At 66.7% G+C, this 18,296-nt stretch carries 12 protein-coding genes; 6 read left to right on the top strand and 6 right to left on the bottom strand.

All coding sequences use genetic code 11. The annotated features are described in order from the left end of the window. Positions 1–30 precede the first annotated feature (30 nt). From rpsR to G8760_RS02350, 4 genes are all read left to right on the top strand, one after another. A complete protein-coding gene (gene rpsR / locus G8760_RS02365; RefSeq protein WP_166346093.1) occupies positions 31–267 on the top strand; it encodes a 30S ribosomal protein S18 in 237 nt (78 codons plus the stop codon). A gap of 14 nt (positions 268–281) precedes the next feature. Further along, the gene (rplI, locus tag G8760_RS02360) at positions 282–728 is read left to right on the top strand and encodes a 50S ribosomal protein L9 (protein WP_166346090.1); all 447 of its coding nucleotides are present in this window, start codon (positions 282–284) and stop codon (positions 726–728) included. Positions 729–887: 159 nt separating this feature from the next. Next, positions 888–2,252, top strand: coding sequence for a sensor histidine kinase (locus tag G8760_RS02355; RefSeq protein WP_166346087.1), 1,365 nt, complete (start codon positions 888–890; stop codon positions 2,250–2,252). Continuing rightward, positions 2,239–2,925, top strand: coding sequence for a response regulator (locus G8760_RS02350; RefSeq protein WP_166346084.1), 687 nt, complete (start codon positions 2,239–2,241; stop codon positions 2,923–2,925). The genes G8760_RS02355 and G8760_RS02350 overlap by 14 nt, the downstream gene beginning before the upstream one ends. A 2,225-nt stretch (positions 2,926–5,150) precedes the next feature. On the opposite strand, the gene G8760_RS02345 is transcribed toward G8760_RS02350, so the two are convergent. After that, positions 5,151–7,133 carry an ABC1 kinase family protein gene (locus G8760_RS02345; protein ID WP_207781934.1) on the bottom strand — a complete coding sequence of 661 codons (1,983 nt, stop codon included), beginning with the start codon at positions 7,131–7,133 and terminating at the stop codon, positions 5,151–5,153. Positions 7,134–7,285: 152 nt separating this feature from the next. Next, a complete protein-coding gene (locus G8760_RS02340) occupies positions 7,286–8,629 on the bottom strand; it encodes an MATE family efflux transporter (RefSeq protein ID WP_166346081.1) in 1,344 nt (447 codons plus the stop codon). 411 nt (positions 8,630–9,040) lie between these two features. Here G8760_RS02340 and dnaB point away from each other — a divergent pair, with 411 nt between their 5' ends. Further along, positions 9,041–10,402 (top strand): replicative DNA helicase, encoded by a 1,362-nt coding sequence (gene dnaB / locus G8760_RS02335; protein WP_246222399.1) that lies wholly within the window; start codon positions 9,041–9,043, stop codon positions 10,400–10,402. A gap of 21 nt (positions 10,403–10,423) precedes the next feature. On the opposite strand, the gene G8760_RS02330 is transcribed toward dnaB, so the two are convergent. Together G8760_RS02330 and G8760_RS02325 are read right to left on the bottom strand one after the other, a co-directional pair. Next, positions 10,424–11,947, bottom strand: a complete 1,524-nt coding sequence (locus G8760_RS02330; protein WP_207781933.1) for an L-lactate permease — start codon at positions 11,945–11,947, stop codon at positions 10,424–10,426. Between the two features lie 28 nt (positions 11,948–11,975). Continuing rightward, entirely contained in the window at positions 11,976–12,980 is a 1,005-nt protein-coding gene (locus tag G8760_RS02325) for a 2-hydroxyacid dehydrogenase (RefSeq protein WP_166346078.1), read from the bottom strand. A 188-nt stretch (positions 12,981–13,168) separates the two neighbouring features. Between G8760_RS02325 and G8760_RS02320 the strand changes: the two genes are divergently transcribed. Continuing rightward, the gene (locus tag G8760_RS02320) at positions 13,169–16,342 is read left to right on the top strand and encodes an AfsR/SARP family transcriptional regulator (RefSeq protein WP_166346075.1); all 3,174 of its coding nucleotides are present in this window, start codon (positions 13,169–13,171) and stop codon (positions 16,340–16,342) included. Positions 16,343–16,383: 41 nt separating this feature from the next. Here the strand turns inward: G8760_RS02320 and G8760_RS02315 are convergent, their stop codons facing one another. Continuing rightward, a complete protein-coding gene (locus G8760_RS02315) occupies positions 16,384–17,172 on the bottom strand; it encodes an ABC transporter permease (protein WP_166346072.1) in 789 nt (262 codons plus the stop codon). Further along, positions 17,169–18,113 carry an ATP-binding cassette domain-containing protein gene (locus tag G8760_RS02310; protein WP_166346067.1) on the bottom strand — a complete coding sequence of 315 codons (945 nt, stop codon included), beginning with the start codon at positions 18,111–18,113 and terminating at the stop codon, positions 17,169–17,171. The genes G8760_RS02315 and G8760_RS02310 overlap by 4 nt, the downstream gene beginning before the upstream one ends. Positions 18,114–18,296 lie beyond the last annotated feature (183 nt).

Here is an 18,296-nt window from a genome sequence, read left to right as displayed (position 1 = left end):
GACCGGGCTCTTCGAAGGGAGAGCACCACGATGGCCAATCCCGCAGTGCGCAAGCCAAAGAAGAAAGTCTGCGCGTTCTGTAAGGACGAATCGGGCTACGTCGACTACAAAGACACGGCGCTGCTCCGCAAGTACATCTCCGATCGCGGCAAGATCCGGGCTCGCCGGGTCACCGGGAACTGCACGCGGCACCAGCGTGACGTCGCCACCGCGATCAAGAACGCCCGCGAGGTTGCGCTCTTGCCGTACACCTCGACGGCTCGCTGAGGAAGGCTGTAGACATGAAGCTCATCCTCACCCAGGAGGTCTCCGGCCTCGGTGCCGCTGGCGACGTCGTGGAGGTCAAGGACGGCTACGGCCGTAACTACCTTGTGCCGCGCGGCTATGCCATCCCGTGGACCAAGGGTGGCCAGAAGCAGATCGACACAATCCAGCGGGCTCGCTCCACTCGGGAGATCGCTGACCTCGACACTGCCCGGTCGGTGAAAGCCCGGCTTGAGCAGAGCCCCATCCGGCTGGCCGCGAAGGCTGGCGACACCGGGCGACTGTTCGGCGCCATCACACCTGCCGACATCGTCTCGGCCGTGGTCTCGGCCGGCGGACCGGACGTCGACAAACGTCGAATCGAGGTCGGTTCGCCGATCAAGACCATCGGCGAACACACCGTGACCGTCCGGTTGCACCCTGAGGTGTCGGCCGATGTCCGGCTGAATATCGTCGCCTCCTGAAGGTACCGCTGAGGTCCTGTCGACCAGACTCGGCCCTGGCCCACCGGGCTGGATCCGATGCAGTCTGGTCCACGGGACCTTAGAGGCGCGGGCCTCTTAGCCATGTCGGTTCGTCGGCCCTGACCGGCCGACGAGCCGATGTAGGGAACAATCACCTACGTGAGCCTGCGCTGGATCCTGACCCCGCTGGTCAGCCGGTCCACCTTTCGCCGAGGTGTGCACCTGCTGCTGGGTGGCGTGATCCTGCTGCCGTACGTTCTGCTGGCGTTCGGATTCGTGCAGATGTTCGCGGACCCCGAGACACCGTTGATTCCGGTGGCTGTGCTCGCTGCTGTCACGGTCGCCATCGGCACGATTCCCGCGTTTCTACCGGTGACACGTGCTCTGGAGATCGCCGCAGCCCGCAGCTTGCTGGATGTGCCGCTTCCGGAGCCGGAACGGAATCCGCCCTGGGAGACCAGATGGCGCGGTGCCAGCTGGTACGGACTCCACCTGATCTGCGGTGGCGGAATAATGCTGGCGATGCTCTTCGTGGCGCCAGTGGTCGCCATGCTGGTCACCAAGGGTATCGGCGCCGAAGACGGCTGGCTCGCCGACGTTGACCTCGCGCCGTTCCACCTGTTCGACGGGGTGCCAGCGGTGATCGTCGGGATCGGTCTTACCGTCGCTCTGATCTACGTCGTCTCCATCACCGGGCGGGTCCTGGCGACGGTGGCGCCAGTGCTGCTCGAGCCCTCGTCGTTGGAGCAGATCCGGGCGTTGGAAGCCGAAGCCCAGCGATTGACCGAACGCAACCGGCTCGCCCGAGAACTGCACGACTCCGTCGGGCATGCCCTCACGGTCACGACTCTCCAGGCAGCGGCAGCCCGGCAGGTCCTCGATTCCGATACCGAACTCGTCCGGCGTGCTCTACAGGCCATCGAAGACGCCGGGCGGTCCGCTATGGACGATCTTGATCATGTCCTCGGCTTGCTGCGCGAGCACGACCCGGTGCACGACGGGCCCGCCCAGGGTGACAGACGTACCAAGGGTGACGGACGCTCCGAGGTGACGGTGTCCACCGCAGCCCGTCAGCGTCGGCAGATCACACCGCAGCGCAGGTTGGACGACATCGGCCGCCTAGTGGACGAGATGCGGGTGGCCGGACTAGAGGTCGACGCCATGATCGAGGTGGATGCCACACGAGTGCCGGCGGTGACGTCACGGGAGGCGTATCGCATCGCCCAGGAAGGTCTCACCAATGCGCTACGGCATGCCGGTGGGGTGGCTGTCACGCTGCGCGTCGTGGGCGATGCCGATGGCGTGGACATCGAGATGATCAACCCCCTCGACGTCGCACATCATGGCCAGCCTGGCGGCACGAAGAGCACGGGTCAGTGGGAGAATCCGGCAGGTGGTGGCCGAGGGCTCCTGGGTATGCGCGAACGGGTGAACGTCCTGGGCGGTTCTTTCGTCGCTGGACCTGATGCCGACGTGTGGGTGGTGCGGGCCCACCTGCCGGGAGCCAACGATGAACGGACCTGACATGAATGGTGCTCCCATCTCGGTGTTGCTCGTAGACGACGAGGAACTCGTCCGTGCGGGTCTGCGGGTGATCATCGACGCGCGGCCCGACCTCACCGTCGTTGGCGAAGCGGGCGACGGCGCGGAGGTGGGGCCGCTGGCGGCGCGGCTACGCCCGGATGTTGTGCTGATGGACGTCCGGATGCCGGCCGTCGACGGGATTCAAGCCACTCGGCTGTTGATGGCGCGCCCCAATCCGCCGCGAATCGTCGTGATTACGACATTCGAGAACGATGATTACGTGTACGACGCCCTTCAGGCCGGTGCCCATGGATTCGTGCTCAAACGCACTCCACCGGATCAGATCGTGCAGGCGATCCGGCTGGTGGTCAAGGGGGACTCGCTGCTGTTTCCGGATGCCATCCGGCAACTGGCCGCGCGGCATGCCAGCCGGAGTCCAGCCGACACCGCCGGCGCTTTGGCCGAGTCCGGGCTCACCGAGCGTGAGGGTGAGGTATTGCGTTTGATGGCCGCAGGCAAGTCCAACCTCGAGATCGCCGCCGACCTCTACCTCGGCGTCGAGACCGTCAAGACACATGTGGGCAACGTGCTCGCCAAACTCGGAGTCCGGGACCGGACGCAGGCGGTTATCGCCGCCTATGAATCCGGCTTCGTCCGTCCCACAATGCCGTAACGCCACCCGGTCCTTGATCCTCGGTGAATGTCCTCACCTCGGTCGGATCTGGGATAGCAGGTAGGCGAAGGAAGCGGGCCCCGTGGCCTCCGCGGCCCCCGCGCATCTCGTGTCGCGCACCTGATCGTCTCCACTATGTGGACGGAAGCTGATCAGATGCACGACCGCGCCATCGGCGGCGTTTTCTGCACCTGATCGTCTCCACATACTGGAGACGATCAGGTGCTGGAGCGCGCGTCCGTTGGCGTCACACGTTGTGCTCGGACGCCTGACGTTTCTGGGGCGACGATCAGATGCACGGGCTATGGCGACGCTCCTGGTCAACCCGCGGTAGCAGCGTCCGGCGCCGACCAAGATACGGACAGCTCGACGATCAGATGCACCAACGGGCCCGGCGGGGCCGTTCATACATCTGATCGCCCGCGCATCCGTCGCACCGTCGCGTTCGCCACACCCGTTCATGCATCTGATCGCCCGCGCATCCGTCGCACCGTCGCGTTCGCCACACCCGTCGCCGGACGTCGGTGTCGGTGTCGCGGATGTCGGCGTCGCGTACGTTGTGGCGACCCCCACCCCTCGGACGGCCGCAACAAGGTTCCTTACGGCGCGTTGCCGTGTGCAATAAGCCTCCTTGTTGTTGCCCTGGCGACAGTAAGCGTCCTTGTGCCGGGGTGGATGTGGGCAGTAAGCGTCCTTGTTGTGGCCCGGGCAAAGCATCACGCGTCCCTCACTGCGATGACGGTGCGGCCCAGCCCCGGACTTCGCTACCGCCAGATGGGGTTAAAGGCCAGATTCGGGCGTTAACACCATCTGGCGGTAGCGAAGTGCACGATGAAGCACCGGGAATCTGCCCTCATCCGGTCCGACATCGCCACACTCACAGATCGTTTCGTGGCGACGATCAGGTGTACAAACGGAGATCAGGTGCACAACGGGGTGGGAGATGGCCGGGGGTCCCCCGAAGGAGGGAGTTGGTTCACGGTCTCGGGGGATCTCCGCGAACCGCCACCAAGCGCAGGCTAAACGACATGGCGCACACGACTACCACCCCGGCGGCCGACTCCGCACCACGCTCCTCGCATCGCCTGCACTGGGTGACGTACGCGGTCGCGGCCTGGTCTTTCGCGTACGGCCTGCTGGCGCTTGGCTGGACGATCACCGGACGGGGTTATCCGCTTGGCGAGAACGATCCGGACGGTGCGTTGTCGATGCTGGACAACGTGCCCGCCGACGTCGGTGCTCCGCTGTTCGCGGCGACCGCCCTGGCTGGTGCCGGCATGGCCTTCTTGATGGCCCGATGGCCGTCTCCCGCCCAGGCGGCGTCGGTCGGTCGGGCCGCCCGGCGGCACAACCGCGCCGATCTGGCCAGGAGTCAGTTGCGCGCCTGGTGGCGAGTGACGTTGATCGTCATCGGTACACTCACGGCACTCGGCTGGCTGCTTGTGGTGCCCGACGGTCGGGTGTTGGCGATAGTCGGATATTTACCTATGGTGCTCGTGGCCGCACCGTTCGACGCCGAACTGCGTGAGTCGTTTATGGAGGCGCTCGGGCCGATCTATCTGAACCACCTGGCCGTTCTCGTGGGCGGATTCCTGTGGGCAGTGGCAACGGTGGTCTTCGCCAGGCGTACATCGGGGGCCTGCGTGAGTTGTGGCCGGGGTATGAGGCGGCGTAGGTGGACACATCCGGCGGCCGCGGCGCGGTGGGGCGGGTGGGCCGTCGGCATCGCGGTCGCCATTCCCGCCATCTACGCCGTGACCAGGTGGGTCTGGGTGGCGGGATATCCGCTCGGGATCGACAGCGAGGTATTCGCCGACGGCTCGGCGGACGGGTCGCTGTGGGGCGGCGCCTGGCTCGGGACGTTCGCTCTGGTCGGAGCGGCGCTGACGATTGGACTAGTGCGGCCTTGGGGTGAGGTGTTCCCGCGTTGGGTCATCGGGCTCCGCGGCCGGCCGGTGCCGATCAAAGCGGCGGTCATCCCGGCGTCGTTCGTGTCGGTGGTTGTTGTTTCCGCGGGTATGAGCTTGATCAAGATCGGATTCGAGGACGACTCCCTGGCGCTGTCCGCGGACGACTGGGCAGCTATCGGTCCGGCCCTGCTCTGGCCTCTGTGGGGCGTGGCGCTGGCCGCGGCTACGTATGCCTACTACCTCCGTCGTCGGGGCGGGTGCGACACCTGTGGCCGGTCGGACGGCGAACACCCGCCGGCGGCGTTCACCGAGGGGTCAGGAGCGGCGGAACACCCGCACGAGCACCCGCAACGCCAGGATGGCGCTGACGGCCAGCAGGTTGTATCCGATCAGCTCGAAGAGACTGACCGCATCAGTCACGGACGGACCACCGTTGGTGCCGAGTAGGAGAACGGCCATGACGCCGGTGGTAGCGGCGAGGAAGGCCACGAGGACCTCGTGCAAGAGGTCGGTGACCACCGCGCGATCACGTTCGTCGGCCAGCAGCCGAACGTTGAGTCCGAGCCGGCCGTGTTCGGCGGCATTGGCGATGCGTTCGATCCGGCGGGGGAGCCGACGCAGCACCGGCAGCAGAGCAGTCAGCTCCTCGGTGGCGGATTGCCTGAGCCGGTCCGGCCCGAACTGTTCGTTCATGTACTGTCCGGCCAGGGCACGTGTCTCGGTGACGAGATCGAAGCCGGGAGCGAGATCGACGAGTGTGCCCTCGGCCGTCCCAAGCGTACGGAACACCGCCGCGACTTCGGGGGGAATGGCGAGGCCATGGTTGGCCACGATCCGGAAGAGGTCGCCGAACATCCGCACCCCGGACGATGCGGCGCCGTTGACGTGGCGGGCCATGAAACGTCCGAGGTCGCGCTCCAGCCGTTGTTCGTCGACCTCGTCCGGACGGGGGACGAGCTCGAGTAGGGCATCGGTGACGGCCAGCGGGTCGCCGTGGTCGACCCCCATCAGGAGACGTTGGAGCGCCTCGCGCAGCGAACCGTCGAGCCGCCCCACCGAGCCGAAGTCGAGCAACCCGATCCGGCCGTCGTCGAGGATCAACACGTTGCCGCCATGCGGGTCGGCGTGGAAAACGCCGGAGTCCACGATCTGCCGGAACAACACGTCGAGCAGCGATCTGGCGATGGTGGCCGGATCTAAGCCGAGGGCTTCGATGGTGGGGCCGGCCTCGCGCAGCGACCTACCGCGCAGGCGTTCCATGACGAGCACGCGTGGCGTGCACAATTCCTGATACACGTGGGGCACCCGGACGTCGCTGTCGGCGGGATGGGCGTGGGTCACCGCCAGGATGTTCTCCGCCTCGATCCGGTAGTCGAGTTCTTCGCGGATGGCCGCCGCCATTCCGTCGGCGAGGGTCGTCAGGCCCATTCCCCGCGCCCAGCGGGTGCCAGCCTCCAGCCGGACGGCCAGTCGGCCGGCGATGTCGAGGTCGCGTTCGACGACGGGCCGGATGCCGGGCCGTTGTATCTTCACCACCACCTCGTCGCCGGAGCGCAGCTGGGCTACGTGGACCTGACCGACCGAGGCGGCTCCGAGGGGTTCGGGGTCGATACTGGCGAACACTTCATCGATGGGTCCCCCCAGCTCCTGAAGCAGGACGGCCTCGATGTCGGCCCAGGGCACCGGCGTGGCGTCGTCCTGGAGGCGGCTGAGTTCGGAGACGATCTCGGGGGAGAGCACGTCGCGGCGGGTGGCCAGCAGTTGGCCCATCTTCACGAACGTGACGCCGCCGCGGTTGAGAGTGGCGGCCAGGGCTCGGCCGAACTCTGCGCGGCCGCTGGGCACGGCGAGTGCGCGGTCGCGTCCGCCCCGGATATACGGACCAAGCCCGTGCCGGATCGCCAGGCCGATGATCTGCCAGTATCTGCGGGCGCGCTTGATCCGTCCACGTAGGCCGCGCCCCCAGACGAGCGCAGGTGGAATGGACCCGAGCGGCGCGAAGGCCTCGATGACGACGATGAACGCCATGGCGGCGAGGATCGTGCAGACGACCGCCAGCAGCAGGAACCAGAAGGCGGCGGCCTCGGGGATGGCATCGTGGTCGTCCGTTGGTAGGCCGAGCGGCCGCATGATGCCGAGCATGATGAGTGGACCGACGGCCAAGGCGAACGCGCCGGTGACGAGCAGCCGCACCGGGCCGAGCCGGATGCCGAGGAGCCGTTGGGCGGCGAGCCCGGCGATCAGGGCGCCGATCATCGAGAACACGACGACGAACGGAAGGGTCACGATATCCGTCACACCCGCTCCGTTCAGGTCTCTCGGGGGCGGTCCCGGCACGGGACCGTCGATGGTGTTCGGTGGGGTCGCCGATACGAAAGCGCACCAACGTCCGACTCAGGACACAAGTGTCCTATACCGTCCGCCGGTTCCGACGCAAGACACGGGTCGGGTCATCGCACCGCGCCGGTGACGGCCCACGCACCCCGGCGTTCCCGGAGGTGGAGGGTGATCAGCCGGACGAGGGTCCAGAGCCCAATGGCCGCCCAGAGCGCGACGATACCGACCGTTCCGGACAGATCGAGCAGCAGAACGGCGAAGGCGGCGGGCAGGAAGGCGGCGACGGACACCACTGACGCCCACGCCAAGTACCGGCCGTCGCCCGCGCCGATGAGCACACCGTCGAGGACGAAGACCCATCCGGCTAGCGGCTGTAGCAAGGCGGCCACGACGAGGGCGGCGACAAGCAGGGCACGCACCTCTGGGTCTGACGTGAACAGCGGTGCGTAGATCGACGCCACCGCCAGGACGACGACGGTCAGCACCAGCCCGCAGAGTACTCCCCACTGGATCATCCGCTGGGTGATGGCTCTGGCCGCCGTCGCGTCGTCGGCCCCCAGAGCCCGGCCGACGAGTGCCTGGGCAGCGATCGCTACGGCGTCGAGGATGAGGGCGAGCAATGTCCACGTGGTGAAAGCGACTTGGTGCGCGGCGAGTTCGGCGGTCCCGAGATCGGCGGCGACGACGGTGGTCACGATTAATGCGACCCGCATGGCCACGGTGCGTACGATCAGCGGCACGCCGGCCCCGAACGACCGCCCGACGCCCGGCCACGACGGGCGAAGCGACACCGCGTGCCGGCGGGCCGCGCGGGCGACGACGGTCACGAAGACCGCCGCCATGGCGACCTGCGCGATAACGGTGCCGATGGCTGACCCGGCGATGCCGAGACCGGCCCCGTGGACTAGAGCGATGTTGAGGCCGACGTTGCCGGCGGCCCCGCCGGCGGCGACGTAGAGCGGGGTGCGGGTGTCCTGTAGACCGCGGAGCACCCCGATGGCCGCGAGGACCAGCAGCATGGCGGGGATCCCCAGCAGGCTGATCCGCAGGTAGGTTTCCGCATGTTCGGCGACATCGGGTCGCGGGCCGAAACGTTCGACGATCCAAGGTGTGAGTGGCCAGCCCGCGGCGAGGGTTCCGGTGCCGAGCAGGATGGCCAGCCAGCATCCGTCGATGCCGGCGCGGAGTGCGCCGGCGAGGTCGCCGGCGCCGAGCATTCTGGCTACGGCGGCTGTCGTGCCGTAGGCGAGGAAGATCGAAACGTTGACCAACGTCGACAGGACGGCGGCGGCGATGCCGAGGCCGGCGAGTTCGGGTGTACCCAGTTGGCCGACGATGGCGGAGTCGGCGATCAGGAACAGCGGCTCCGCGACCAGCGCACCGAGTGCGGGTAGTGCAAGCCGGAAGATCTCCCGGTCGGCAGGGTGTCGGCGGAGCGCGGCAGGTCGTCGTGTCATGGCAGTAGTGACCGTATGACTTGCACCTGACACGTACCGTCGCTGTCTCGAATCATGAGATGTCACCCGTTGTTTTCTCATCCACAGCCGGTGGATGACTGAATGTGCAGTTGAGGCACCCGCGAGTCAGCCAGTGTCTAAGGGGGACCAACAGTTGTCCCCAGGTTTGTCCACACCTGGGGATGATCGTTTGGCCGGGGTAGACGGGATGCGAGCCTGAGTTGTCCACACTTCATGCACAGGGGGTGTGGGTGTCGGGCTTGGTTGGGCTGACATTGCGGCTTACGGTCAGTGGGCCGGTAACCGTCGGTCGGCGGCATCCGATCGAGCGTGGGCTGTCGGTGCCGGGTGGTAGAACGTGTGTATGAACGTCGCGGGCATCAACAAGCCGGCGAGACAAGGGGGTACGGGGTGAGCGTCACCGAGCTGCCGAACCGTGACGATGTACCGGTGGGTGCACGTGGACTCACCCCACCGCAAGACATCGCCGCGGAGCAGTCGGTGCTCGGTGCCATGCTGCTGTCCAAGGATGCCGTCGCGGACGTGGTGGAGGTATTACGCGGTGTCGACTTCTACCGCCCTGCCCACGAGCTGATCTATGAGGCGGTGCTCGACCTCTACGGACGGGGCGAGCCGGCCGACGCCGTAACGGTGGCGGCTGTCCTGCAGAAAGCCGGCGAGATCGGCCGGGTCGGAGGCGCCCCTTACCTGCACACCCTGGTGTCATCCGTCCCGTCGGCGGCTAATGCCGGGTACTACGCCAACATCGTGCGGGAGCGGGCCATTCTGCGTCGGCTGGTCGAGGCCGGCACCCGGATCACGCAGATGGGTTACGGCGGCGACGGCGACGCGGATGACGTCGTCGACCGAGCCCAGGCCGAGGTCTACGCGGTCACGGATCGCCGTGCCTCGGAGGACTACGCGCCGCTATCGGAGATCATGGAAGGCGCACTCGACGAGATCGAGGCGATCGGCTCGCGGGGCGGTGAGATGGTCGGGGTGCCGACGGGATTCGCTGACCTCGACACGCTGACCAATGGGTTACACCCAGGGCAGATGGTGATCCTGGCGGCCCGGCCGGCCGTCGGTAAGTCGACGCTGGGATTGGATATCGCCCGCGCGGCGTCGATCAAGAACCAGTTGACCTCGGTGATCTTCTCACTGGAGATGGGGCGCAACGAGATCACGATGCGGTTGTTGTCGGCCGAGGCCAAGGTCGCGTTGCACCATATGCGCGCCGGCCAGATGACCGATGACGACTGGAACCGGATCGCCCGCTGTACTGGTGAGGTCACGAGCGCACCGCTGTTCATCGACGACTCGCCGAACATGACCATGATGGAGATCCGGGCCAAATGCCGGCGGCTAAAGCAGCGGCACAATCTTCGGCTCGTCATCGTGGACTACTTGCAGCTGATGACCAGCGGAAAAAAGGTGGAGAGCCGCCAGCAGGAGGTGTCGGAGTTCTCCCGTTCGCTCAAGCTGTTGGCGAAAGAACTCGAAGTTCCCGTCGTCGCCATCTGTCAGCTCAACCGCGGACCTGAACAGCGGACGGACAAGAAACCCATGTTGTCCGACCTCCGCGAATCGGGAAGCTTGGAGCAAGACGCCGACATGGTCGTCCTGTTGCACCGGGAGGACGCCTATGAGAAGGAATCCCCCCGGGCCGGCGAGGCAGACTTCATCGTGGCCAAACACCGCAACGGCCCCACCGCGTCCATCACGGTCGCCTTCCAGGGCCACTACAGCCGGTTCGTCGATATGGCCCAGTAAGGCCCGGCTGACACTCCGACGTCACCACCAGGTGACGAACAACGACGCGAACACGCCACCCAGGGCGGCATAGGTGAGGGCGACCGGCATGGTGACGCGAAGGACACGGCCCTCTTGTCCAGATAGGCCAACCGTCGCAGCAGCGGCGACGATGTTGTGCGGGCAGATGATGTTGCCCACCGCAGCCCCGAATCCCTGGGCACCGAGCATCGGTATCGTCGGCAGGCCGGTCGCCTGTGCCGTCGTCTGCTGGAACTCGGTGAAAAGCACGTTCGACGCGGTGGCGGAGCCGGTCACGAACGTACCCAGGACCCCAACGGCGGGGGCGAGCAGAGGCCACCACCGGCCGGTAGCAGCGGCGCTGTCGGCGAGTTCAGTGGTCATGCCGGAGTGCGACATGGTGAACGCGATGGTCACCATGGCGACGAGTGCCACGAAAACCCACCGCAACTGGTGAGTCGCGGTGCCGAACGCGCGGCGCACGTCTGGTCCGGGCGCTCGCTGTGCCCACCATCCGACGACGAATGCCATGGTCAGGAGGAGAGCGGGGTGGTACAAGGGGCGCACGTCGCCGGCGAAGGTGTCGAAGATCTGCCAGCGGACCTCGACACCGACGAGGGCGTCGCGTATCGGCGGAACCATTCTGGTGACGAGTACGGTGCCGACCAGCGCGAGGTAGGGAGCGCCAGCCCGCACGAGGCTCATGGAGCCGATGTCCAGCGGCGCCGTCCCGGCACCGGTGCCGCCGTCGTCGCGGCGACGGACCACTGACACGACAGCGACGAACCCAACGGCACCGACCAGCGCGCCGGCCAAGGTCGGCAGCTCCGGCCCCACGAACCATGCGATGAGGCCGTAAGGCACGAAAAACAGTACTGCGGCCAATGCGCCCCACGGCCATGGCGGTGAACCGTTGCCGGCTCGGCCGACGATGACGACGACGGCACCGACCAGGAGCGCACCGAGCGCGACGTGATACGGGGCGGTCGCCCGGGACAGCTCGATGCCCGTGACATCCACGATGGCGACCTGCGCCAGGACCGGGGTGCCGACGGCGCCGAACGACACACCAGCGGCGTGCCCGATCATCGCTGCGCAGACGGCAGACAATGGCCGGAAGCCGGCCGCGACGAGGAACGGAGCTGCAAGCGCGACTGGTGTCCCGAAGCCCGCCGCACCCTCGAGGAAAAGAGTGAAGAACCAGGCGATCAGTAGGGCCGCTAGCCGTGGATCCGGAGTGATCTGAGCTAGCCCCGCACGGAGCCGGTCGGTTGCGCCGGTGTACTGCTGCAGATGGTGAATTCCCAGTGCCGGTCCGATGATGGCGATCACGGTCAACGCGACGAATCCTGCCTCCGCCACGATGCCGCCCACACCCTGGCCGAAGCTGTAGGGCTGCGTCTGGCCGCCGAACTCGAAGACCGATCCCGCAAAGAGGATGGTGCCGAGGGCCGCGACGACTCCTGCCCGGGCCGCGGACCATCGAACCGCCAGCATGAGGACGAGCACCACCAGGATGGGCAGCGCAGCCACGAGCGTCAGCACGGGAGGCTCTCTTCGTGCGTCGGACGCGCTAGGCGAGCGAGTCGACGGTGACCTGATGGATGGCGCCCTCACCCCGCTCGAACGCACTGAGGTTCGTGATAGTGGTTCGGGCGATGTTCGACAGTGCTTCGCGGGTGAAGAACGCCTGATGACCGGTGATGAGCACGTTGGGAAAGGTCAGGAGCCGGGAGAAGACATCGTCATTTAGGAGCTGATCGGACAGATCCTCGAAGAAGAGGTCGGCTTCCTCCTCGTAGACGTCGAGGCCTAGATAGCCGATCTTGCCGCTTTTGAGTCCGGAGATAACCGCGGTGGTGTCCACCAGCGCGCCGCGGCTGGTGTTGATCAGCATGACGCCATCTCGCATCAGTTCGATCCTGGAAAGGTCGATCAAGTGGTATGTCTCTGGTGTAAGTGGGCAATGCAGGGTAACGATGTGGGATTCGGCGAGTAGCTCGGTCAGATCGACGTATTCCGCACCCGCCAGCCTGGTGTCGTCGTTGGGATAGGGATCGGCTGCGAGAACCCGGCAGCCGAACCCCGCCATGATCCGAACGAAGCGGCTGCCGATCTGTCCGGTGCCGATGACGCCAACGGTCTTGCCGTGGAGGTCGAATCCGAGGAGCCCGGCCAGGGCGAAGTTGTTTTCGCGTACGCGGTTGTGAGCGCGGTGGATTTTGCGGTTGAGAGCAAGGATGAGGCCTGCGCAGTGTTCGGCCACGGCGTGTGGCGAGTACCCCGGAACACGAGCGATGGTCAACCTGAGGTCGGCCGCGGCGGCCAGGTCGACGTGGTTGAATCCGGCCGAGCGCAGAGCCAGCATCCGCACTCCATTGGTCGCGAGGATACGCAGTACCTCACTGCCAAGATCGTCGTTGACGAATGCGCACACAGCGTCGCAGCCGGCCGCGAGAGACGCCGTCGCGCGGGACAGACGGGGCTCCAGGAACACGAGGTCATGCTGGTCCGAAGCATTGGCCTCCAGTAGGAACTCTTCGTCGTACGGCTTCGTGCTGAATACGGCTACACGCATCATCGACCTCCGATAACGACACTGGTGTGTCGCACACTAGATGTCCTGAAGCGTTGCCTGTAGGAGCATGTGGCCCGGCGGGAAGTCCCGATCATCGAGGCCCATCGGCTCTGGTCCCGCTGGAAGAACATGGGTGGGCTGTGGGTTCCGGTCGGCCATGACCAACCCAGACCAGGCAGAATTGAGATGTGCAGATTGCCGTGCTGGGACCCTTGGAGGTCCGCGCCCACACCAACAGCGAGGTGGTGTTGTCCGGCGCCCGGCTACGCACACTGCTCATCGGGCTAGCGCTGGAGCCGGGGCGGGTGGTGTCCACACCGCGGCTGATCGAGGCGATCTGGGACGAAGAACCACCAACTGGGGCGGTCAACGCGCTCCAGGCACTCGTGTCTAGGCTGCGCCGAGCCTTGCCGGATGTCCAGATCGACGCCCATCCAGCTGGTTACCGCTTGTTGATAGATCCCGACGCGGTCGACGTCGCGCGGTTCGAGAAGTTGGCCGCCGCCGGCCGATCGAGGCTGGCCACGAACCCTGCGGAAGGGGCACAACTGCTGCGGGAGGCACTCGCGTTGTGGCGCGGCAGCGCGCTGCTGGATGTCGCGGAGCTGGCTTATTTCCACGCGGCGGCGGCGCATCTGACGGAATCGCGACTCGCGGTGCTCGAGGATCGGATCTCGGCCGACCTTCGGCTGGGGCTCGGTGGCGAGTTGCTTGGGGAGTTGACGGCCCTCGTGGCCGAGCATCCGCGGCGGGAGCGGCTTGTCGCCGCTCTCATTCAGGCGTTGGCGGCGGCGGGCCGACCGGCGGAAGCTTTGGAAGTGTACGAGCGGACACGAGTAGATCTTGCCGAGACACTGGGCGCCGACCCTTCGCCGGAGTTGGCCGCCGTACACACCGCGGTGCTGCGCGGTGAGCTGAGTTCGACGACGCGAGACCTGCCGGCCGCCCCACCTGATCCGGACCGGTCTCCACGCACCAATCTGCGGGCTGGCCTGACCAGCTTCGTCGGTCGAGATCAGGATGTCGACGAGGTCCAGAAGTTGGTCGACGAGTACCGACTGGTCACGCTCATCGGGCCTGGTGGTGCGGGCAAAACTCGGCTATCGGTCGAGGTCGGCCACACCCTCGCGGACCGGGCGCCTGATGGGGTCTGGCTGGTGGAGCTTGCTTCGCTGAACGATGAAACCGGGGTGCCGCAGGCGATCCTGACCGCTCTGAACGTCCGCGATCAGGCATTGCTGGGCCGGGCCGCGGAGAGCGAGCCGATCGACCGTCTCGTCAGCGCACTGCGCAGCCGAAAAGCGGTCCTGGTGCTGGACAACTGCGAACATCTGATCGACGCTGTGGCCGCATCCGCCGAACGGCTGCTGGGCGAGTGCCCGCAGCTGCGGATCCTCGCCACCAGCCGGGAACCATTGGGTATCACGGGTGAGGCGGTGCGGCAGGTAGAACCACTGGAGTTGCCTCCACCCGACGTCGCCACGGCCAGGGCGTTGTCCTATCCGGCCGTGCGGCTGCTCGCCGATCGTGCGCGGGCGGCCAGCGCGGCGTTCGCGGTGACCGACGAGATCGCGCCGGCGGTCATCCGGGTCTGCCGAGCCTTGGACGGAATGCCGCTGGCCATCGAGCTGGCGGCAGCCCGGCTGCGCACCATGACCATGCAGCAACTCGCCGATCGGATCGACGACCGGTTCCGGCTGCTGACGAGTGGTAGCCGTACGGCGTTGGCGCGGCACAAGACGCTCCGGGCGGTGATCGACTGGAGTTGGGAGTTGCTGACTGACGACGAGCGGACACTGCTACGCCGGCTCGCGGTGTTCTCTGGAGGTTCTACGGCGACAGCTGCCGCGCGGGTATGTGCCGACGACCAGCTGTCACGGGATCAGATTCCCGATCTCCTGGCCGCACTCGTCGACAAGTCGCTGCTGCAGCCGGGTGGCGACGCCGAATCGCGCTACCACATGCTGGACACGATCAAGGCTTATGGCCTGGAACGCCTGGAAGGCGCCGGTGAACAGGACCGGATCCGGCTGGCGCACGCAGCGCATTTCGTCGAGCTAGTCGAAACCGCTGACCCATACCTTCGCGGCGCCGACCAGCTCGAATGGCTCCGCCGGCTGGACGCCGATCACGCCAACATCGTCGCCGCGATACGGGATGCGATGGTCGCCCGTGATACCGACACCGCCGTCCGCATGGTGGCTTCAGCCGGGTGGTACTGGTGGTTGCGTGGCTACCGGGCCGAGGCGACCAGGCTGGCCGCCGAGGCGTTGGCCATGCCGGGCGCGACCGATCGTGAGGCACAAACCACCGCCTATGCGGTAGCGGGTCTGTACGCCGCAGCTGGTTTGGGAGACACCTCGCTGGCGGCCGTCTGGGCCACCAAGGTCGAGGAGGCCACCGGGGAGTTGGGTCGACGCCATCCACTAGTGCGCTTGATTCAGGTGATGCGTGTACAGAGGGGTGTCGCCCCGGAGTTGCTCGCCAACGAGGATCCGTGGGTACGCGGCCTGGTTCTGATCAACTGGGCCGAGGCCATGGTGTATGCCGGCCGGCAGCATGATGACGCCGAGGCGGCTATTCGGGCAGCCGTGTCCACGTTCCGCGACCTCGGCGAACGCTGGGGGATCTCGTTCTCACTTACCGCCCTGGCCGACATGGTGGCCCGCCGCGGAGACCTGGTCGCCGCCCAGGCTCACTACGGCGAGGCGGTGGCCGCCCTCCGGGCCATGGGTGCTGTGGAGGACGTGCCCTACCTCCGCTCCAAACAGGCCCAGCTGCTGTGGATGGTCGGCGATCACGCCGGCAGCACCGCCTTGATGGCTGAGGCTCAGCAGGAGGCCGAGGAGGTCAGCGCGCCCGACGCGCTGGCGATGGTCGCCTTCGGCAAGGCCGAGCTGGCCTGTTGGGCGGGTGACGTCGCGGAGGCCAAACATCAGCTGGCGCGCTTCTCGACGATCTCGCTGCGTATCGACATGGCGCCGGAGATCGCCGCGATGGTGCTCAACGCCCGGGCCACGGTGGCCGCCCTTGACGGTGACGTCAGTGTGGCCCGCGATCATCTAGCACAGGCATTCAGCTCGGCTTTGATGTCGACGAACGCACTCAGCATCGGCCAAGTACTGGTCGGAGCAGCCGGCGTCGCGCTGCGCGACGGGCAGCCCTACCAGGCGGCGCAGCTGCTGGCCGCGAGCACCGCTATCCAGGGTGCGCCGAACCTGTCCCGGCCGGATGCGGGCCAGGTCGAGAACGCCGCGCGGGCCGCGCTCGGCGAGGAACAATTCGCCGAGGCGACCCAGCGCGGTCGAGCGGTCACTCTGTCGACAGTGCCCGAGCTGGTGGCCACCGCCCTCGACCAGTGATCGTGTTGGTTGGGCGCCTGAGGTCGTGGCCGTGCTCGTGACTACAGAGTTTTGCGGTTGAAGGTACGCGTCGCCCAGACGAAGCAGACGAGCGTGATGCCGACACACCAGGCGACCGCGATCCACGCGTTGTTGCCGATCGGCGCGTCGAACAACAGGCCCCGCAGCGTTTCGATGACCGGGGTGAACGGCTGGTGGTCGGCGAACGACTTCAGCCAACCGGGCATCGACTCCGTGGGCACGAAGCCGCTGCCGAGGAACGGCAGGAGGATCAGCGGTGTGGGGAGGTTGCTGGCGGTCTCGGCGCTGTCAGCGACCATGCCGAGGCCCACGGCCAGCCAGGTGATCGCCAGGGCGAGCAGGGTGAGCAGGCCGGCAGCGGCGAACCATTCCACCACACCTGCGGTGGGCCGGAAGCCGATCAGCAGCGCCGCCCCGATCACGATGGCGAGGCTGATGAGGGCCTGCAGCACGGAGCCGATGACGTGGCCGGTCAGGATGGAAGGGCGGAAGATGGCCATGGTGCGGAACCGGGCGATGATGCCCTCGGTCATGTCCGTCGCCACCGACACCGCGGTGGCGGTGGCCGTCGCTGCCACCGCCAGCAGGATGACGCCCGGCGTCACGTAGTTGACGTATTCGGACCGGCCACCGGAGAAGCCACCTAGTCCGTCGCCGAGGGTCCCGCCGAAGACGTAGACGAACAGGAGCAGGAAGATGATCGGAATGGCGGCGAGCTGCAAGGTCATCGACGGGTACCGCAGCATGTGCTTGAACTTGCGGCGCAACATGGTGGACGAGTCGCGCATGGTGTGGGTGGCGGCGCTCATTTCTGGTTCTCCTTCTCAGCTCGCGGCCGGCCGGTGAGGGCGAGGAAGACGTCGTCGAGGTCGGGTGTGTGGATGGAGAGGCCTTCCACCGTGATCGATTCCCGGTCAAGGCCGTCGAGGACGGCTCGGAGGGATCGGACGCCTCCGTCGCTGGGGAGTTGCAGGGTCATCGCGTCGTCGTCGCGGGCTACCTCGCCGAATGTCTTGGCTGCGGCGACAAGTTGGTCGTGTTCGCCGAATTGCAGGCTGATATGACCGCCCGGAACGAGCCGTTTGAGCTCGTCAGGGGTTCCTTCGGCGACGATGACGCCGGTGTCGAGCACCGCGATGCGGTCGGCCAGTTGGTCGGCCTCCTCCAGATACTGGGTGGTGAGGAAGATGGTGACTCCGTCGGCGACGAGGTCCCGGATGACCTGCCACATGGCTCGTCGGCTGCGCGGGTCCAGTCCGGTGGTGGGCTCGTCGAGGAAGATGACTCGCGGTTCACCCACGAGCGTCATGGCGATGTCCAGCCGGCGACGCATCCCGCCGGAGTACGTCGATGCCGGCTTCTTGGCCGCGGCCTCCAGGTCGAACTGTTCGAGCAGTTGAGCCGTCCGGCGCCGGCCGTCCTTGCGGCCGTAATGGTGCAGGTCCGCCATCAGCCGAAGGTTCTCGGCGCCGGTGAGCCGGCCGTCCACGGCAGCGAACTGACCGGTGACGCCGATGGCGGCGCGGACGGCGTCCGCCTGGCCGACCACGTCATAGCCGGCCACTCGGGCCGTGCCGCTGTCGGCCACGGCCAGGGTCGAGAGGATGTTGACCATGGTGGTCTTGCCGGCGCCGTTGGGGCCGAGCAACGAGTAGATCGTGCCGCTGGCGACGGCGATGTCGATGCCGCGAAGGACCGTGTGATCTCCGAACGACTTGTGTATGCCGGTCGTCTCTATCGCGTTTGTCATTGGCGGGCTCCTTTCGAGTAGGTCGGATTCGACGATTCCCTGAAGCCCTGATCCGGTGTTGAGCCGGCGCTGACATGGCGCTGACGCGGTGGGTGGTGGTGCTGTGGACGACGATCGAGAAGGCGCCGCGGATAGACCTCGACAGGTACCGCTTGCAAGATCCACACTGGGGGTGTCCAGGTG

This window comes from Phytoactinopolyspora limicola (genome assembly GCF_011320225.1).
Classification (GTDB): Bacteria; Actinomycetota; Actinomycetes; order Jiangellales; family Jiangellaceae; genus Phytoactinopolyspora; species Phytoactinopolyspora limicola.
The sequence above is the reverse complement of the archived record's forward strand: the minus strand, read 5'-3'. Positions and strand labels throughout refer to the sequence as shown.